This is a genomic window from Bacillus cereus group sp. N8, assembly GCF_016483685.1.
In the GTDB taxonomy this organism is placed as follows: Bacteria; Bacillota; Bacilli; order Bacillales; family Bacillaceae_G; genus Bacillus_A; species Bacillus_A proteolyticus.
Genome location: NZ_JAEHBK010000017.1, coordinates 1 through 16,884 on the forward strand (window position 1 = coordinate 1; position 16,884 = coordinate 16,884).

Here is a 16,884-nt window from a genome sequence, read left to right on the forward strand (position 1 = left end):
AATGCAATACCTAAATTGAAGGATGCTGCATATTTTATTACCGATACCAATGATAAAGATGGTGTAGCTCAAGTATTGGAAAAATTAATTTGTACTGTTAACAACAGTTAAAAGGATAGAATGGCTACTTCCTATATCGAAAATTATGTAAATAAGCTGTCCATATGGACAGCTTATTGTATGTTTTTGCTTAGCGTGTTGTTCTTCATAAATGCTGGCGGTACCTCAAGAAATGGATAAAAAAATATAGATATATTTATTTTTTATTCATTTCTATAAAGTGTTGCCTCCTAATGTTTCTAAACTTGAAAGTTGCGAGAAGCCTGCACGACTTCACAACCATAATGGAGTATGGACATCAATAGGAGGGAGGTCACTATCAGTTAGTAAACTCTCCATATTTTAGCTACAGTTTGTCGGCCTGTAGCAATTCCATAAATTCATCTTCCGGAACATCCACAATCAAAATGTCTTCAGAAATCAATTCTCCACCAATAAGTCCCTCAGAGCGCATTCGTATCAACGCTTTTATAGTTTTTAATCATTCTTCTTTTTTTAAGTAATACCCTCCAGGGCTTTATTTATTCACTTCACTTTAAAATGAATGATCTAATTATGATACAGATACTTTTTTTTATGTAGGGCAAAGAACATAAATTCCCTCCTTAAAACAAAACTTATCGAAAACGAACGGTTTTAAAATCTCATTCCTAATTTGAAATGTAAAAAAAGAATGAAATAGTAAGGTAGCGGGAAGAAATCAGCAAAATTAAGCATCCGAGTAGGAGTATAGAGGAGTAACATGTTACAATACAGCTAAGAACACGCAATAAAGGAGAGTATTTTTACGTGAAAATTAAAGCAATTGAACCAACGCCAAGTCCAAATACAATGAAAGTTATTTTGAATGAAGTATTACCATCAGGAGCGCGTAATAATTATACAAATGAAAATAAAGAACAAGCACCAATGCAAGTGCAAGAAATTTTGAAAATAGAAGGCATTAAAGGTGTATACCATGTAGCAGACTTTTTAGCAGTGGAGCGAAATGCGAAGTATGACTGGAAAGTTTTATTACAACAAGTTCGTGCCGTTTTTGGTGAAGAAATAGTGGAAGAAAGCGAAGAACAACAACTTTCTCATTTTGGAGAAGTGAAAGTGTTTGTTCAAATGTTCTTTACTATTCCGATGCAAGTGAAGTTAACAGATGGAACATCGGAAGAGCGTGTAGGCTTACCTGATCGTTTTAAAGAATCTATTATGAAAGTGCAAATGTCTGCACCTAACGTTGTGAAAGAGCGCAAATGGGTAGAGCAAAGTACACGTTACGGTAATTTTGAAGAAATCGGGAAAGAAGTAGTAGAAGAAATTGTTGCTGCTTATTCAGAAGAACGTGTAAATGAAACGGTTAAAGAACTATTGAATCAAGCTGGTGCTGTTGAAGTAACGATTCAAAAGCGTGAGCCATATAAAGTAACAGAAGAGATGATGAAAGATTCTGACTGGAAAAACCGTTTTGCGGCTTTAGAACAAATGGATCCTACTGAAGAAGATATGCCGATATTGAAAATGGCATTAGAGGATGAGAAAGTATCTATCCGCCGTTTAGCAACAGCGTATTTAGGTATGGTAAAAGGTGATGGAGTATTGCCGTTATTATATAAAGCGCTATTGGATCGTTCAGTAAGTGTCCGCCGTACAGCAGGAGATTGCTTATCAGACGTAGGTGATCCAGCAGCGATGTTCGTTATGATTAAATCTCTGAAAGATTCAAGTAAATTAGTACGCTGGCGTGCAGCAATGTTCTTATTTGAACTTGGTGATGAAAGTGCAATTCCGGCACTAAAAGCAGCAGAAGATGATCCAGAGTTTGAAGTGGCGATGCAAGCGCGTTTAGCTTTAGAACGTATTGAAGGCGGCGAAGAAGCCAAAGGATCAGTATGGAAGCAAATGACGGAGTCTCGTAAAGGGGAATAGTTTATGATTGTTTTCTATGATAGTTGGTGTCCGATGTGTACAGCAGTTGCAGAGCGTACGAAAAGATTAGATAAAAAGGGTAAGATGAAATTTGTTTCATTTCGAGATGAAGATGTAGTTGAGAAGTATGAACTTTCTCAAGAATTACAAAGTAAGATGGAACAAAGATTGTATATTTTAAAAAATAATAAGTGGTATGATGGAATTCATAGCATTAACGTATTAGCAAAGGCTGTTCCATCTTATTGGTTTGCAGTGCCTTTTATAAAGCTATCTATCGTACTTGGATTTGGAAGTAAAGTATACGATTATATCGCTAACAATAGAAAACTCGTCCCAGTTGGACACTGCCGTGAAGGGGTTTGTGAAATCCCTACAAAAAAATGAAATCATCGTTATCTTTCTTTTGCACCTATTAATAGAGCGTGATATGATGAATTTGGAATGAAAGTTGAAGGAGAGATTACAAGATGTCAAATGCTTATGAAGAATACATGCGTCAAATGGTAATTCCAATGCGCCAAGAATTAGTGCGTTCTGGATTTGAAGAGTTAACTACAGAAGAAGCTGTAACAGAATTTATGGAAAACACGGCAGGTACAACTTTAGTAGTTGTAAACTCTGTTTGTGGTTGTGCAGCTGGTTTAGCACGCCCATCAGCAGGTCAAGCGGTTGTACGTGCTGAAAAACAACCTGATCATCTTGTAACTGTATTTGCAGGTCAAGATAAAGATGCTACTGCAAAAATGCGTGAATACTTCGGAGAAATTCCTCCATCTTCACCATCTATGGCATTACTAAAAGGAAAAGAAGTTGTTCACTTCATTCATCGTCATGAAATTGAAGGTGCAACTATGGACGAAATTATTACGAACTTAGAACAAGCTTTCGAAAAGAATTGCTAAAGTAGGGGGAGAGTGAATCTCCCTCTTTTCTTTATATAGAGGTGAAACAATGATAGTAACAACAGCAGGAAGAACAAATAAAGAAATGACAGCTTATGCAAATAAGGTAGCAGAAGAATTAAATAGTTCTTTCGTTATACGTAATGATATACCTGTACATAAATTGCATGAACAGTATGAACAAGATGTACTTGTTGTAGGCAAAAATCGTTTAGCCATTTATCCAAAAGGAACGGAAGAGTCGTTTTTCTTTCATCCAAACTCAGCGATGTTTCGTGTGAAAAGATTAATGCGCGGAGAACACGATCCGTTTGTACAAGCTGCTAAATTAGAGAGCGGAATGATAGTGTTAGATTGTACGCTCGGTATGGCATCAGATAGTATTGTAGCTAGTTATATTGTTGGTGAAAGCGGAAGAGTAACAGGACTTGAAGGAAATGAATATATGGCTTATATCATGGAAAAAGGCTTGCAAACTTGGTCTTCGTCTATTGCAGAAATTGATGAGGCAATGCAAAGAATCGAGGTAAAGCAAACAGAGCATTTCGCATTTTTAACGCAATGTGAAGATAATAGTTATGACGTTGTTTACCTTGATCCGATGTTTGAAGAGACTGTCATAGAATCAGATGGAATTAAAGGGTTAAAACACTTCGCTTTGTATCATGATATTACTGATGAAACAATTGCGGAAGCGAAGCGTGTGGCGAGAAAGCGTGTCGTTCTGAAAGACCATTTCCGTAGTGCTAGATTTGAAAAACACAATTTTCACGTATACAAAAGAAGAAGTGCAAAGTTTCATTTTGGTGTAATTGACCCTTGCTAATTGTTTGAAAAGATGTATAATAAGCAATAATTAATTAAATATACTGTCGGTGATGAAGAGAGTAGTCTTTTTCAGAAGGAAAGCGAGCTAGGGATGGTGTGAGCCTAGTGCGGAAGAAAAAGATGAAGCGCACTTCGGAGATGCTTCTTGAATGAATAGTAGAGTAAGCCGAGGTCCCCTGTCCTCGTTATAAACGGGAAAGTGGTTCGTTATGAACAACAAGGGTGGTACCACGGGTTAAAACTCGTCTCTTTTTTAGAGACGAGTTTTTTGTATTCAAAAAATAAGGAGGTTGTATTATGGATTATAAAACGCAGTTTGCAAAAAGTTTATCGAATATTTTTACGAGTGAATTAACGCAAAATCAAATTTTAGATTTAATCGAAACACCGAAACAAGATGAATTCGGAGATGCAGCGTTCCCATGTTTTTCACTAGCGAAGCAATATAAAAAATCACCAGCTATTATAGCGAAGGAAGTTGCGGAGAAATTAAATGATCCGTTCTTTACGAAAGTAGAGGCTGTTGGTCCTTATGTAAATGTATTTTTCAATCGTGAAACTGTAAGTGATGCAGTATTAAAAACGATTTTAGCTAAGAAAGAAGAATACGGTCAAAGTCACTTTGGATGTGAAAAAACGGTAGTTATCGATTATTCCTCTCCTAATATCGCGAAACCTTTTTCAATGGGGCATTTACGTTCTACAATGATTGGTAATTCGCTGAAACATATCGCCGAAAAATGTGGTTATGAAGTTGTAGGAATCAATTATATTGGCGATTGGGGCACACAGTTTGGGAAGTTAATAACCGCGTATAAAAAATGGGGAAATGAAGCAGTAGTTAAAGAGGATCCAATACGTGAGTTATTTAAGTTATATGTTCAATTCCATGAAGAGGTAAAAGAGAACGAGGAACTAGAAGAAGAGGGACGCGCTTGGTTTAAAAAATTAGAAGAAGGTGATGAAGAAGCAGTCGAGCTTTGGAACTGGTTCCGTCACGAATCTTTAAAAGAATTTTCACGTATTTATGAACTTCTCGGTGTGGAATTTACAAATTTTCAAGGAGAAGCTTTCTATAATAATTTAATGGAAGATTTTATTGGAATTTTAGAAGAACATGATTTGCTTGAAGAATCAGAAGGCGCATTAGTCGTTAATTTAGAAGAAGAAGGTATGCCGCCATGCTTAATTAGAAAATCAGATGGTGCGACTATTTATGCAACACGTGATTTAACGGCGGCTTTATATCGTCAAAACACATATGGATTTGATAAAGCACTTTATGTAGTTGGACCAGAACAAAGTTTACATTTCAATCAATTTTTCACTGTATTAAAAAAGCTAGGCTATACTTGGGTTGATGGAATGGAACATGTGCCGTTCGGGTTCATATTAAAAGACGGTAAGAAAATGTCGACACGTAAGGGCAGAATTATTTTATTAGAAGAAGTACTAGAAGAAGCTGTTGCACTTGCGGAACAAAATATTGAAGAGAAAAATCCGAATTTAAAACAAAAAGAAGAAGTGGCAAAGCAAGTAGGTGTTGGAGCAGTTATCTTCCACGATTTAAAAAATGAGCGTATGCATAATATTGAATTCTCATTAGAAAATATGTTGAAATTTGAAGGGGAAACAGGACCGTATGTACAATACACACATGCGCGTGCTTGTTCAATTTTAAGAAAAGAAAGTGTAGAGTTTGAAACGTGTACTTTTGAATTAAAGGACGATTATAGCTGGAGTGTAGTAAAATTACTCAACAGATTCCCGCAAGTAATTGAAGCGGCCTTCAACAAAAATGAGCCATCTATTATTTCAAAATACGTATTAGATGTAGCACAGGCGTTCAATAAATATTATGGAAATGTTCGTATTTTAGAAGAGAACGAAGAAAAAGAGAGTAGACTCGCATTAGCTTACGCTGTGACGGTTGTATTAAAAGAGGGATTACGTTTACTTGGGGTAGGGGCACCTGAGGAGATGTAAAATAATACTTTTGTGCTTAAACGCAATAAGAAATATTTACATTACTTTAGGGAAGAACTGCAAATCAAATTAAAGCGTAATATTATAACAAAAAGAAAAATCAGGCGATCATTAACCTGATTTTTCTTTTTGTATTCTCTTGAATAAATTCTTATCTATAAGGTGTGTTATACGCTGCGAAGTGTAAGAACGCTATAATTTTGTTACGAAATCAATTAAAATATTTGTAGAGAGGATGGTCCGTATTGATTCGAGGTTTCATTTTACACATTCCTTGTCATAGACTACCGGAAAGGAGTTTTCTTAAACTACAAAAATACATGCCTTTATGTGCGCGATGCACAGGTATTTTTATTGGTTTATGTATGTTTCCAATTTACTTTTTAATAACACCTTCGTTTAGTCTCTCATTAATGCTATTCTTTTTTGCTCAAATTCCATTAATAATTGATGGATTCACCCAAAAGTGGAAATGGCGAAGCAGTACAAATTTGCTAAGAGTAACTACCGGCCTATTAAGCGGTAATGGTATGGGACTATTTATTGTATCTAGTATTATATGGATTATATCTTAAACCAAATATCAACGGAGGTAGCTACTTACATGTTTTGGATTTACATAATTCTAATTTTTATATCAGGTGGAAGTGGAATTGGTTTTATCATTCATGAAAAATATATAGAAGCAACAATAGCTTTTGTTATTTGCGTGTTATTTATGGTGCTACTATATTTTTATTTAAAAAGAAGCAAAAAAAAGGGGAATTTAGATTGTGACGTAATAGATTGTACCGATTGCTCAGATTGTGATTGTACTAACTAAACTTCTGTTTATTCCAATATTATTATGAAAAGGATTATATATCGTTTCAGGTATGTAGTCCTTTTTATTTTTTTAAGATTAGTTTGTCAAATAGGTGGGAGAGTAAAGAACATGTACAATTTAACGCATTAATTAAAATTAAACATCTCTAAAATTTTTAGAAACATAGGAATACATTTATTAAATGGAGAACTATAGTTTTGTATATAAAAGGAGGCGTGGGTTTTGGAAAAATATGATTGGAATAGTAAGCTAGCGTATTTAAGAAATACGAGAGATTTATATTATAACGATGATTATTTAAGTTTTTTAGTGAATACAGTTTGGAAGATTACTGAACCGGTACATATTGTTGATTATGGTTGTGGATATGGATATTTAGGCTTAGTTTTGTTGCCGTTACTTCCAAATGGATCAAAGTATACAGGTATTGATAGCGGGGAAGCATTAATGGCTGAAGCGAGAGAGTTGTTTCGTTCGCTTCCATATGAATCAGAATTTATTGAAGGAGATGCTACAGAAATTGAATTGGAAAATAAATATGATATAGCAGCCTGTCAGGCTTTCTTATTACATATGAGTTCCCCGAAAACGATGCTAGAGAAGATGATACATTCAATTAAACAAGGTGGTAAAATAATCTGTTTTGAACCACATTGGATGTCAAATATGTCTTCATACGTATTAGATGGAGAGAATCAATCGAAAATTATTCAGCTAGGTGTTTTGCAGAAATTATTTGAAAGGGATACACAGAGAAACGGTAAAGATGGAAATATCGGTATGAAAATACCTACGTATTTAAGTGAATTGGGTGTGGGAAATATCGAGTGTAGAGTAAGTGATAAGGTGAACTTTTTAGATTCTAATATGTATCATAATGATAAATATAGTTTGTATCATTCATTAAAAGAAGAGGGAATTGCGGGCAATCCAGGTGATAAACAGCAATTTATAGAACTTTTAATGGCTAGAGGATTAACATATGAAGAATCGCTAGCTCAATATGAAGCGGAACTACGGTTTTTTAAAGCATTTCATATGCATTCATCTTTAGTTTATGCTCCGAATATGAAAATTACATTTGGCGAAATACAATGTTAAAAAGTAGCGATATAATGAAAATTGCTACTTTTAATATTTGGAATCATGAAACATTGTGGTCTGAAAGGTTAGAGGCTATTTGTGAAGAAGTCCAAAATATTGCTCCACATATATTAGCAATTCAAGAAGTTCGAAGTTGTATTAATAATAAAGGAAAGAAGACAAATGTTGCACAATATATTGCGGAGCAAGTAAATTATCCATTTTGTATATTTAAAGAATATCCAGATTCTCCAGATGAAGGATTAGCTTTCTTAAGTAAGGTTCCTATATTAATTGAAGAGGCTATTTGGGAAACTGATACAAAGGAAGCTAATTATTGTGCCATTAGAATTACATTTAAATATAGAGATTGCAAACTCGGAATAACAAATGTTCATTTGAATTGGAAGTCAATTATGATAAGGAAAGAACAAATTAGCACAGTACATAATTGGATTAAGAGTAAAAGTAAAAATAGTACATATGAAGTACTTTGTGGTGATTTTAATGCCAATCCTGATTCGAGTGTCCATCAATACTTAGTAGATAACCAATGGATAGATGTAGCTCAGTTTAAAGAAGAACATGATTGCACTTTGGCTCAGCCAACTTTAGATTATGGAAAGAATACAAATTTAATAGGGAATGTAAAGAAAGAAGAACGATATGATTGGATATTGATACAAGAGAATGATTCGTTTGAATCTCTAAATATAGAAAATGTATCTGTATTTGGAGATTCAGCATTAACTTCATCACACGTATTTCCAAGTGATCATTACGGTGTTTTTGTAGATTTAAAATTTGATGAGTGAATCGCTGATATAATAAAAGAGCCGATTGATATATATCAATTATCGTCGGTATAATTTCATTTACTGGAATAAGATTATACATTATTTCATCAAATTAAACGAAATCCCCATAAAAATCAATGTATTTAAGATATTTAGTGAGAAACTTGAATAATATTAAATAATATCGTTCATTATATGAGGTTTTAGTTGAATGCATACTATATGATGTGTAAAATCTAAGCAAGTAGGTTAGAATACTGCTTGCAAATGGCAGTATAAATAATAATTTGAGGTGAATGCATGCTAGATTTTAAGCAATTAGAGATTTGTTTGAAAGAAAAGAGATTTGCAGATGGATTACAGGAGATAAATAATGAAATTGCACATATAAAAGAAACGAATAAGTTATCATACGTGAAGAACTGGCTTTCTAACGTTTCATCATTTACAGAGTTTGATACATTAATTCGCCTTGCTGATGAAGGTTTGATGCATCAATATAGCTCCTTTTTAATTCGTTATACTTATAAAAAATTCCCAAATATGAGAACGCTCTCTTTATATTGTGATGAGTTAATTGATGAGCGTAAAATCCTTGATGCTGAACTATTATTAAAAGATTCTTTGGAAGAGGTAAATGAAGAGGAAACTGATGCGGATGTTTTAACGAAAGCATATTTTACGTTAGTTAGATGTTTGTTAGATATGAAGCGCAATGAAGAGGCTTATGCCTATATGCAAAAGGCGGAAAAGTATAGTACACGTGCAGTTTTTGATAAATGGGGTTACTTATATATACAGACTGGTGAGTGGGAGAAAGCAGAGGAACAACTTTTAGCCGGTCAGCAGCATAAAGATTGTGAAGAGTTAGCTACGTACTTATTGGCGCAATTATATGCATATAAAGGTGAACAGCAGCGAGCATTACAACTCATAAATGATGCGATTGCAAAGTTCCCTCAAGTACCATATTTCTATTTTGAAAAAGTAAAATATTTATTAGATCTAGAGCGCTATGAAGAAATGTTAGCGGTAATAGATGAAATCAATCACATGCTTCCGTATCATGCATATACAACTTATTTTATACATTTACGTGCAGAAGCATTTTATAAAATAAATAATATTCACGATTTGCAAGCACTATTGAAAAGTGAAAAGAGTTTGAAAAATTCTCTATATCATCATATAGAAAAAAATCCTGATGGAAAAAAGGTTCGTTTACCAATAGTTCCGGTTGTACAAAAGGATAACTATTGCGTTCCGACAAGTTTGGAAATGATGTTAGGGGTATGGGGAGAAAAACGTACGCAAGATGAAATTGCACAACATATTTTTGATGTAACAGGTTCTAAGTTTTCAGATACAGTTACATATATAGAAGAGCAAGGTTACGAATATCGTTACTTTCAGGGGAATGAGGAAAATTATAAGAGATTACTTGATCAAGGTATTCCCGTTTTATTAAGTATAGATATTGAGCACGCTTCCCATGTACAAGTACTTTCTGGTTATGACGACGTGCTGCAAGCTTTTTATATTCAAGATCCGAATTTCTTAGAACCGATTCTTGTGGAATATGATAAGTTGCAAGAAAAATATCGTTATACAGATTGTTTAGCTATTACGTTTACACCAAAAGATAGAATGGAACAACTTTTATTTTTAGATGAGGAAGAACATAATTATTATAAATCAATTTTTTCTCTTACTGATCATTTAGCTGAGCAAGATAAAGAGGGAATTGAAAAATTAGTATTATTTTTAAAAGAAACAAGTGAAAATCCAAACACTTGGCTATATACGATTAAACATTTAGATGCTGAAGTAGATAAAGATTTTATTCAGTTTTGTATAGAAAAATTAATGGAAAAGTTTCCAAGCTCTGACTTTGTGAAATTGCATAGTGCACAGTGTTTTATTCGTCTGCAAGATATGGAAAAAGCAGGACATATGCTTCAAAGTGTGGAGAAGAAAAGCAATCAAGCGTTGTATCATTTTATAAATGGACGTTATTCTTTTGAGCAAGATAATTATGCAGAAGCGATTTCTAGTTTTCGTTCATCATTACAACTGGATGCAGACCAACCAGTTGCGTGGAGTTTCTTAGCATTATCATACATGTATATGGATCAATCCGAAAAGGGGCTAGAGTATTCGCTAACAGCTATAGAACGTAGCCCAGAAAGGTTTACACTTGTAAATCACGGTTTAATTTTAATAGATTTAGAACGATATGAAGAAGCATATGGATTCTTTAATGATTTATTAAAAGAATATAAGTATGAAGCGCACATTTGGTATGAACGTGCAAGATGTGCTCAACATTTAGGAAAAGTGTATTTGGCGGTAAAAGGACTTAAAGTAGCAATTCAATTAGATAAAACAGCAGCCTATTTATATACAAAGCTTTCGGAAATCTATGAATCAGATTTAGATGATGGGAATAATGCGAAGGAAATTTTATTACAAGGAATTCAAAATTGTGAAGATCAGGCATCTTTATATGTTCGTTTAGGAGATGTACATTTTCAAAATGATGAACTTGAAGAAGCGGAAACTATATATAAGCGTTCTTTAGAAGAAAATAATGAAGATGTATATTCTCATTTCGGTTTAATTCAAGTTTATATGGCAAAGGAACAATATGAGGATGCAAAAAATTATATTGTTAGTATCAATAAGCAATTTGAGGACAATCAAGATTTTCTTATGAATGCTGGCATGGTGCTGTGGGATGCTGAAATTGCGTTAGGCGGGAATGAAGCTGAGTTGAAAACGGCACTTTCTAAATTAGAGGACGGTATACGTAAGTTATATAGTAATATAGAGAACGTGTTAGAAGAGTATGTAAATAGAATAAAAGGAACAGCTTTCGTGCAACGAGGCATAGCGTTTTTAAGAACGCTACAAAAAGAAAAAACGGAAGTAATTGAATACGGTTGTTATGCTGGTATTTTATATGAATCTATTGGACAGTATGATCAGGCAATGAAGAGATACAATAAGGCAATCGAACAAAAGAGAACTGCTTTGCCATATTATCGAATCGGCGAAACATATATGGTATTAGGACAATTGACAGAAGCAAAGCAAGCGTATGAAATATGTTTAGAGCTGGATGAAAACTTCGCAGGTGTACATTTGCAACTAGCAGAAATATACGAAAAAGAAGAAAATCGTTCTAAAGAACAAAGTCATATGGTCCAGGCGATGAAAGAAGAGCCTTTGCATATTAATATGGAATATTTGGCACAGCTTTCAGTAGATTTGAATCTTCATGAAGAATTGCTGACTGAACTAGAACAATTAGCAAGAGAAGTACCCGAAATATGGCGTTTAGATGCTATTGCATATGTATATGGTGCGATGAATGAAATAGATAAAGAACAGGTGCGAATTGAAGAAGCGCTACAATTAGATGAGGGACACACAGAAGTTCTATATCATTATGCGAAAGTATTAGTGAAAAAAAGAGATGCGAGTGCAATTGAAGTTGCAATGAAAGTAATGCATAAAGAATTAAATAATGAACGTATATTTGATGTATATGTAAAAGCAGTAGAACAACATAAAAAAATATCTCAAATACGAGACGCACTTCATACGTTAAAGGTGAAAAAAGCAGAAAGAAGTAGGGCATTTATGTATGCCGCAGCTGCGGTTACAGAAAGATGGATTGAACGTCAACAAAATGAACAACCGAAAAAATCTATATTTACGAGAGCTTTTTATCGTATGAAAAACCGCGCGAAAGAAATTTCAATGATTACTACAATCATTGATTTATATGAAGTTTCGTTAAAGTTAAATCCAAAAAATAGTATGGCAGCGCAGCGATTTGCACTATTTTACGAGAATGCGGCAATGAATAAAGAAGCAATAGAAGTATTGCAAACATCGCTAGAAAATAAATGGGATTATGATGTAGCGAAGCAACTTGTAAATCTTTTCATTGAGTATGAAGAAGAAGGCATGTTACGAGATGCGTTGGAATTAACGAAACAAATGGTTCGAGAGCTACCGGATGATTATGATACGCTTCTTTTACAAGCACAAGTATTCTTGAAAGCTGGGGAAGAAAGAAAAGCAGAAAAAATATGTTTACAATTAACGGAGAAAACATCGTTTGTAAGTAGAGGATTCCTTACTTTAGCAGAAATATACCAAAGTCAAGAGAGGTTTGAGGATGCGATTCATTTATTAGAAGATGCTTCTGTACATCATCCAAATGAAACGGCAATTCTTATTGCTTTAGCATCTTCGTATCATAGAGCTGGGGGAACTACCAAAGCAGAAAAAATAACAAGTGATATATTAGAAATTGATGCTACACACTTGTTAGCAAGATACGATCATGCTTGCTACTTAGCATTATTAAACAGAATTGAAGAGGCGAAAGAAGAACTTGAAATTGTGCTTCGTGAAGATGACACAGGATTCTTTGCTGAACTTGCAGAGGAAGATGAAGATTTAGCAGGATTACGAGAACTTGAAAAGTAATTGTATAGAAATAGATAAAAAGGATATAAATAAAAATCTATTTTGAATTAGTTGACAATTAATTGCCCAATGGCATAAAATAACTTCTAATAAAGTATACAAATCTGAAGACGAGAAAGAGTAAAATAGTGAGCTGTTCTCCAGAGAGCCGGTGTATTGCTGAAAGCCGGTGTGCAGACGTTATTTGAAAATCATCTCCGAGGAGCCGTGGCTGAATAAAGTAAGCTCGGACGGATGTCTACCGTTACAAAGAACGCGTATGTTAGTACGTTGCTAAGTGCTATTAGTGAAAAGCTAATAGAATTAGGGTGGTAACGCGGGTAAACCCGTCCCTACTTCATGGGGACGGGTTTTTTGTGTGCTTTTAAAACATTCAAAGGAGTGATTGTAGATGAAGAAAGTAGATGTAAAAGAGTCAGCTGTAGGGAGAGAAACACGTATTCGTAAGCAGTGGAACGAACAAGGCATTTTTGAACAATCAATTCAGAATAGAGAAGGCGCGCAATCGTTTGTGTTTTATGAAGGACCACCAACGGCGAACGGTTTACCACACGTCGGCCATGCACTTGGTCGGGCAATTAAAGATTTAGTAGCGAGATATAAAACGATGGCTGGATATAAAGTGTTAAGAAAAGCCGGATGGGATACACATGGATTACCTGTAGAATTAGGCGTTGAAAAACAACTTGGTATTTCAGGTAAGCATGAAATCGAAGAGTACGGCATTGAACCATTTATTCAAAAGTGTAAAGAGAGTGTATTCACATATGAGAAGCAGTGGCGTGAATTCACTGAAAGTATCGGTTATTGGGTAGATATGGATGATCCATACGTTACGTTAAAGAATCCATATATCGAAAGTGTATGGCATATTTTAGGGACGATTCATGAAAAAGGTTTGTTATACAAAGGGCATAGAGTTTCACCGTACTGCCCAAGCTGTCAAACCTCTCTCAGTTCACATGAAGTTGCACAAGGGTATAAAACAGTAAAAGATTTAAGTGCAACAGTTAAGTTTAAAGTGGAAAATAGTGAAAATGAGTATTTCTTAGGTTGGACGACAACACCATGGACGCTTCCAGCAAATGTAGCGCTCGCTGTACATTCAAATATGGAATACGTTAAAGCGAAACAAGAAGGTCATGTATACATTATTGCGAAAGAACGTGTACAAGAAGTATTAAAAGAAAACTATGAAGTATTATCTGTTCATAAAGGTGAAGAATTAGTAAATACATCTTACACAGCACCGTTTCCGATGAAGGAAGTTACAAATGGGTACCACGTCATCGCAGCAGATTTTGTAACTGCAGATAGTGGTACAGGACTCGTTCATATCGCTCCAGCATATGGGGAGGACGATTATAGAGTCGTTCAAAGTGAAGGATTGTCGTTCTTACATGTTGTAGATGAGAAAGGTGAGTATACGGATGCAGTACCATTTCTTAAAGGTAAGTTTGTAAAAGATTGTGACGTGGATATCGTTCGTTATTTAGCGAAAGAAGGTTTGTTATATCATAAAGAAAAATATGAACATAGCTATCCGCATTGCTGGCGCTGTGATTCACCATTACTTTATTATGCAGGAGAAAGCTGGTTAATCCGAACAACTGAGATTAAAGAAACATTTTTACGAAATAATGATTCTGTTACGTGGTATCCAGACCATATGAAGCACGGACGCTTTGGTAAGTTTTTAGAAAACATGGTGGACTGGAATATTAGCCGGAATAGATATTGGGGAACACCTTTAAACGTATGGGAATGTGAAAGCTGCGATCATCAATTCGCACCGAAAAGTATTGCCGAATTAAGAAAGCATAGTACGAAAGAAACACCTGAAGATTTAGAATTGCATAAGCCGTATGTAGATGAAGTACAAGTTTGCTGCGAAAAATGCGGAAGTACAATGAATCGTACACCAGAAGTAATCGATGTTTGGTTTGATAGTGGCTCCATGCCGTTTGCACAATATCATTACCCGTTTGAAAATAAAGAGTTATTTGAAGAACAGTTTCCAGCAGATGTTATTGCAGAAGGAATTGATCAAACACGTGGCTGGTTTTATAGTTTATTGGCAGTATCGGCGCTATATACAGGAAAAGTTCCATACAAACGAGTGTTATCACTTGGGCATGTTCTAGATGAAGAAGGACAGAAAATGTCTAAAAGTAAAGGAAATGCACTAGATCCAGTTGATTTAGTAGAGAAGTTTGGTGCCGACGCTCTAAGATGGGCTCTACTCGTTGACAGTGCCCCATGGAATGCGAAACGATTTTCTGAAAGAACAGTACAAGAAGCGAAATCTAAATTTGTAGATACGTTAGTCAATGTGTATAGCTTCTATGTTTTATATGCAAATTTAGATGAATATAATCCGAAAGAAAAGTATGATGTAAAGCGTACGAAATTAGATGAATGGGTGTTATCAAGATTGCATAGTACAACGAAAAAGGTAAGAACCGCACTTGATGATTATCAATTCACAAATGCAGCTCGTGAAATTGCCACGCTTGTAGATGAAGTGAGTAACTGGTATGTAAGACGTTCACGCAATCGTTTTTGGGAATCTGGTATGAATACTGAGAAAGCAGCGGCGTATGAAACACTTCATGAAGTGCTTGTAACAATTAGTAAATTAATTGCACCATTTACACCATTTGTCGCTGAAGATATTCATCTGAATTTAGAAGGACGTAGCGTTCATTTAGAGGATTATCCAGTTGTAAATGAATCACTTATTCAGCCGAAATTAGAAGCGGAAATGGATGCAGTTTTACAAGTTGTTGAACTTGGAAGGAGTAACCGTAATCAGCATTCATTAAAAGTAAAACAGCCGTTAGCAGAGCTTGTATTACTTGAGAATAAAGAGAATAATATCGATTGGGAATCTTATCGTGATATCGTTATGGATGAACTAAATGTAAAAGCGTTTCATGTTGAACTGGATGAAACGAAGTATACAACATATCAATTAAAGTTGAATTTTAAAACAGCGGGACCGAAGTTTGGTAAAAATGTGAATGCAGTAAATGGTTGGCTAAAACAATTATCACAAGAGGAAGTACAAAGTTTTGTATCAACTGAAAAAGCAGTTTACGAAGTTGCATCAGGGGAAGAAGTAGTTGTGACGGCTGAAGATGTATTAGTAGAGAAAGTTGCGAAATCAGGATTCTCAAATACGACAAACGGACAATATACGGTTATGTTAGATACGAATGTGACGGAAGAATTGTTACAAGAAGGAGTAGCACGTGAATTTATTCGCGCCGTTCAAGAATATCGTAAGCAGTTGAATTTACCAGTTAATTTAAGAGTGGATGTTATTCTTGATACAGAGGAAGAATTACAGAAAACGTTAACGAATCATAAAGATTTGTTGGAAGAAAACTTACTCGTTAAGCAATTTACATTTGATCACTTAACAAGTGAAGATGATGAGCTTTCTTTAGGTGAGACAAAAGTCCGAATTAAATTAAGCACAGCTAATTAAAGAAAAAAGGAAGTTGGAATCATTCCAACTTCCTTTTTGTATGATTGGGAAATTATCCCGCTATTTGTAGGAGTCGGACTTCCCGTAAAAGCCCGATTGGTGAGGGCTAATAATCAGTGGGGATGGACAAAACCCCCATTGATTAAAGCTTTACTTTATCCGACCAATTTCCTCACATTCCATTCGATAGGGTCTCTAGAAAATTTATTTCTCCATAAAACGCTAATAATACACTGAAAATGAAAAATCCAGTAGCAAATAGTAAAACGAATAATAGTGTTTGATGTTCTATTAAAAAGTATAGGATTTAGGAAATGAATAAAGAAATATATTTCTACAGTATTTTTCTCATTTTATACATAAATATTGAGAAAATTTCACTTGTCCTAAATGAAAAGGGAATGTATTTACTCATATAGAATTACTCGTAGATTCAATTTTTATCCCGATACTTGTGGACAGTAATAGTCTGGTGGGACAGGATAA

The 16,884-nt window shown here is 34.7% G+C and carries 12 protein-coding genes, 1 pseudogene and 2 other annotated features; of the genes and pseudogenes, 12 read left to right on the plus strand and 1 reads right to left on the minus strand.

Annotation, left to right across the window (positions count from 1 at the left end; all coding sequences use genetic code 11):
• Nucleotides 1–6 precede the first annotated feature (6 nt).
• The 12 genes from JDS80_RS21170 (at nt 7) to ileS (ending at nt 16,398) form a co-directional block, all read left to right on the plus strand.
• On the plus strand, nt 7–111 hold the full coding sequence (locus JDS80_RS21170) for a hypothetical protein (RefSeq protein WP_346011391.1): 105 nt from the start codon (nt 7–9) through the stop codon (nt 109–111).
• Nucleotides 112–849: 738 nt separating this feature from the next.
• On the plus strand, nt 850–1,977 hold the full coding sequence (locus tag JDS80_RS21175; protein WP_071771321.1) for a conserved virulence factor C family protein: 1,128 nt from the start codon (nt 850–852) through the stop codon (nt 1,975–1,977).
• 3 nt (nt 1,978–1,980) lie between these two features.
• Entirely contained in the window at nt 1,981–2,364 is a 384-nt protein-coding gene (locus JDS80_RS21180) for a thiol-disulfide oxidoreductase DCC family protein (RefSeq protein WP_002085930.1), read from the plus strand.
• An 83-nt stretch (nt 2,365–2,447) separates the two neighbouring features.
• Nucleotides 2,448–2,882 carry a BrxA/BrxB family bacilliredoxin gene (locus JDS80_RS21185; protein WP_000063705.1) on the plus strand — a complete coding sequence of 145 codons (435 nt, stop codon included), beginning with the start codon at nt 2,448–2,450 and terminating at the stop codon, nt 2,880–2,882.
• A 49-nt stretch (nt 2,883–2,931) separates the two neighbouring features.
• The gene (locus JDS80_RS21190) at nt 2,932–3,708 is read left to right on the plus strand and encodes a class I SAM-dependent methyltransferase (protein ID WP_098889006.1); all 777 of its coding nucleotides are present in this window, start codon (nt 2,932–2,934) and stop codon (nt 3,706–3,708) included.
• Nucleotides 3,709–3,748: 40 nt separating this feature from the next.
• Nucleotides 3,749–3,963 (plus strand) — a binding site (T-box leader).
• Nucleotides 3,964–4,007: 44 nt separating this feature from the next.
• Nucleotides 4,008–5,696, plus strand: coding sequence for an arginine--tRNA ligase (gene argS, locus JDS80_RS21195; RefSeq protein ID WP_098889005.1), 1,689 nt, complete (start codon nt 4,008–4,010; stop codon nt 5,694–5,696).
• 245 nt (nt 5,697–5,941) lie between these two features.
• Nucleotides 5,942–6,271: a DUF2085 domain-containing protein gene (locus tag JDS80_RS21200; RefSeq protein ID WP_199639915.1), complete on the plus strand. Its 330-nt coding sequence runs from the start codon at nt 5,942–5,944 to the stop codon at nt 6,269–6,271.
• A 29-nt stretch (nt 6,272–6,300) separates the two neighbouring features.
• On the plus strand, nt 6,301–6,519 hold the full coding sequence (locus JDS80_RS21205; RefSeq protein ID WP_071745239.1) for a hypothetical protein: 219 nt from the start codon (nt 6,301–6,303) through the stop codon (nt 6,517–6,519).
• Between the two features lie 225 nt (nt 6,520–6,744).
• Complete coding sequence (locus JDS80_RS21210) at nt 6,745–7,623, plus strand: methyltransferase domain-containing protein (RefSeq protein ID WP_199639916.1); 879 nt, start codon at nt 6,745–6,747, stop codon at nt 7,621–7,623.
• Nucleotides 7,617–8,420, plus strand: a complete 804-nt coding sequence (locus tag JDS80_RS21215; RefSeq protein WP_071745237.1) for an endonuclease/exonuclease/phosphatase family protein — start codon at nt 7,617–7,619, stop codon at nt 8,418–8,420. Before JDS80_RS21210 ends, JDS80_RS21215 begins: the two co-directional genes overlap by 7 nt.
• A gap of 282 nt (nt 8,421–8,702) precedes the next feature.
• On the plus strand, nt 8,703–12,905 hold the full coding sequence (locus JDS80_RS21220; protein ID WP_199639917.1) for a bacteriocin-processing peptidase family protein: 4,203 nt from the start codon (nt 8,703–8,705) through the stop codon (nt 12,903–12,905).
• A gap of 98 nt (nt 12,906–13,003) precedes the next feature.
• Nucleotides 13,004–13,242, plus strand: a binding site (T-box leader).
• Between the two features lie 54 nt (nt 13,243–13,296).
• Complete coding sequence (gene ileS, locus JDS80_RS21225) at nt 13,297–16,398, plus strand: isoleucine--tRNA ligase (protein WP_199639918.1); 3,102 nt, start codon at nt 13,297–13,299, stop codon at nt 16,396–16,398.
• 155 nt (nt 16,399–16,553) lie between these two features.
• On the opposite strand, the pseudogene JDS80_RS21230 reads toward ileS, so the two are convergent.
• Nucleotides 16,554–16,690, minus strand: a pseudogene (locus JDS80_RS21230) (DUF418 domain-containing protein); the annotation flags it as partial.
• Nucleotides 16,691–16,884 lie beyond the last annotated feature (194 nt).

Bases quoted from the DNA above. Each gene is read 5' to 3' on its own strand.
- JDS80_RS21190 (WP_098889006.1), top strand. From the start codon at position 2,932: ATGATAGTAACAACAGCAGGAAGAACAAATAAAGAAATGACAGCTTAT.
- JDS80_RS21180 (WP_002085930.1), top strand. From the start codon at position 1,981: ATGATTGTTTTCTATGATAGTTGGTGTCCGATGTGTACAGCAGTTGCA.
- JDS80_RS21205 (WP_071745239.1), top strand. From the start codon at position 6,301: ATGTTTTGGATTTACATAATTCTAATTTTTATATCAGGTGGAAGTGGA.
- JDS80_RS21185 (WP_000063705.1), top strand. From the start codon at position 2,448: ATGTCAAATGCTTATGAAGAATACATGCGTCAAATGGTAATTCCAATG.
- JDS80_RS21215 (WP_071745237.1), top strand. From the start codon at position 7,617: ATGTTAAAAAGTAGCGATATAATGAAAATTGCTACTTTTAATATTTGG.
- JDS80_RS21220 (WP_199639917.1), top strand. From the start codon at position 8,703: ATGCTAGATTTTAAGCAATTAGAGATTTGTTTGAAAGAAAAGAGATTT.
- ileS (WP_199639918.1), top strand. From the start codon at position 13,297: ATGAAGAAAGTAGATGTAAAAGAGTCAGCTGTAGGGAGAGAAACACGT.
- argS (WP_098889005.1), top strand. From the start codon at position 4,008: ATGGATTATAAAACGCAGTTTGCAAAAAGTTTATCGAATATTTTTACG.